The organism is Bacillus sp. JJ1127 (assembly GCF_036965845.1).
Lineage (GTDB): Bacteria > Bacillota > Bacilli > Bacillales > Bacillaceae_G > Bacillus_A.
Window position 1 is genome coordinate 1 of record NZ_JBALQK010000278.1, and the last position, 1,912, is coordinate 1,912.

Genomic DNA, 1,912 nt, shown 5'->3' on the forward strand with positions numbered 1-1,912 from the left:
ATTTTATCTAATTTATGAAAACGTTTTATTTTTTGTGTCATTTTTATTTATTTTTCAAATGTATTCGTTTATAATAAATTTAAAGAAAACGTTTGCATAATTTTTCTAGGAGGAAAAGTCATGGCAGAACTAAAGTTAGAAAACATTTATAAAATATATGATAATAACGTAACAGCGGTAACAGACTTCAATTTACACATTCAAGATAAAGAGTTTATCGTGTTCGTTGGTCCATCTGGATGCGGAAAGTCAACGACATTACGAATGGTAGCTGGACTCGAAGATATTTCAAAAGGGGAATTTTCAATCGATGGCAAAATAATGAATGATGTTCCTCCAAAAGATCGAGATATTGCAATGGTCTTTCAAAACTATGCGCTCTATCCACATATGAGTGTATATGATAACATGGCATTTGGCTTAAAGCTTCGTAAAATTCCAAAAGACGAAATTGATCGTCGTGTACAGGATGCAGCTCGAATCTTAGGACTTGAAGAATATTTAAATAGAAAACCGAAAGCACTATCTGGTGGACAACGCCAACGTGTTGCGTTAGGTCGTGCGATTGTCCGTGACGCAAAGGTTTTTTTAATGGACGAGCCTCTATCAAATCTAGATGCAAAATTACGTGTAGCAATGCGCTCAGAAATTTCCAAATTACATCAACGACTTGGTACAACAACAATTTATGTAACACATGATCAAACAGAGGCAATGACAATGGCATCACGCCTTGTTGTTATGAAAGATGGAAAAATCCAACAAATCGGTTCACCAAAAGAAGTATATGAAACACCAGAGAATATTTTCGTTGGTGGATTTATTGGCTCACCTGCAATGAATTTCTTCCGTGGTAAATTAGCAGAACAAGACTTTGTTATAGATGATAAGATAAAGATTAAAGTATCTGAAGGCAAAATGAAATTATTACGTGAACAAGGTTATGTGAATCAAGAGATTGTACTAGGAATACGTCCAGAAGACATCCATGATGAACTTTTATTTTTAGAGGCTTCACAAGAGACAACATTTACAACTCAAATTGAAGTTTCAGAATTACTAGGGGCAGAATCTATCTTATATATGAAACTAGGAAATCAAGATTTCGCAGCACGCGTTGATGCAAGACACACGTTTGCACATGGTGATCAAATTAAGCTTGCCTTTGATATGAATAAGGCGCATTTCTTTGATTGTGAAACAGAAAAACGTATTCGCTAAAATAGTAATTTTTATTATAATATATACAAAAAAACCGTCCACGTATATATCGAGGGCGGTTTTCAACTATTATACTAGGGTTTCTACTGTATGAAGTGATTGTTCTTCCGTACTGATGATGCCAAAAATAGGTAAATCTCTCAACATCACTTCTTCTTGCTGTTTCATAAGAGATGACGTTAATTGCTTTATTTCTATCCAAACGTCATTCACACATAGCATATTGGAATCGTTCTCTTGTTGACGTGAGAAAATAGGATCTATTTTATATAAACCAGCATTATTAAATAGCATATCAATACGATTATAAGCTTCAATTGCAACACTAATGACGCACTTCCAGTCTCCTTGTTTCTCCATATCATGGGATACAAACAGTGCCTCTCCACCTAACTCTACAATTTCCTCTGCTGTTGCTTGTCCATTTTCCCTATCAATATCCGTCACAATTACTTTTGCACCTTGTGCTGCCAACAAAAGAGCTGTACTACGTCCAATACCGATGCCACCGCCAGTTACAACGGCGACTTTCCCTGCAAGCTTCATTGTCATTACCCCTTCTGTAAGTCTTACCGTCATTCAGTATACTCCTTTCTCGGATACATCTGCAAGCAGGAAAAGGCACCTACACTCATGTGCTCTTTCTGTTTTTACTTCGCATGTGGCAAAAAAAGCCCTGACCGCTTCTATG

2 protein-coding genes are annotated in these 1,912 nt (G+C 36.2%); one reads left to right on the forward strand and one right to left on the reverse strand.

What is annotated here, in order from left to right; genetic code table 11:
• Positions 1 to 120: 120 nt before the first annotated feature.
• Positions 121 to 1,221 carry an ABC transporter ATP-binding protein gene (locus V7183_RS22270; RefSeq protein ID WP_335360870.1) on the forward strand — a complete coding sequence of 367 codons (1,101 nt, stop codon included), beginning with the start codon at positions 121 to 123 and terminating at the stop codon, positions 1,219 to 1,221.
• Between the two features lie 69 nt (positions 1,222 to 1,290).
• Here V7183_RS22270 and V7183_RS22275 read toward each other — a convergent pair whose 3' ends face one another.
• The gene (locus V7183_RS22275) at positions 1,291 to 1,800 is read right to left on the reverse strand and encodes an SDR family NAD(P)-dependent oxidoreductase (RefSeq protein ID WP_335360871.1); all 510 of its coding nucleotides are present in this window, start codon (positions 1,798 to 1,800) and stop codon (positions 1,291 to 1,293) included.
• Positions 1,801 to 1,912: the final 112 nt, after the last annotated feature.

Excerpts from the sequence above, each read along its gene's own strand:
- V7183_RS22270 (WP_335360870.1), top strand. The coding sequence starts at position 121 with ATGGCAGAACTAAAGTTAGAAAACATTTATAAAATATATGATAATAAC.
- V7183_RS22275 (WP_335360871.1), bottom strand. The coding sequence starts at position 1,800 with ATGACGGTAAGACTTACAGAAGGGGTAATGACAATGAAGCTTGCAGGG.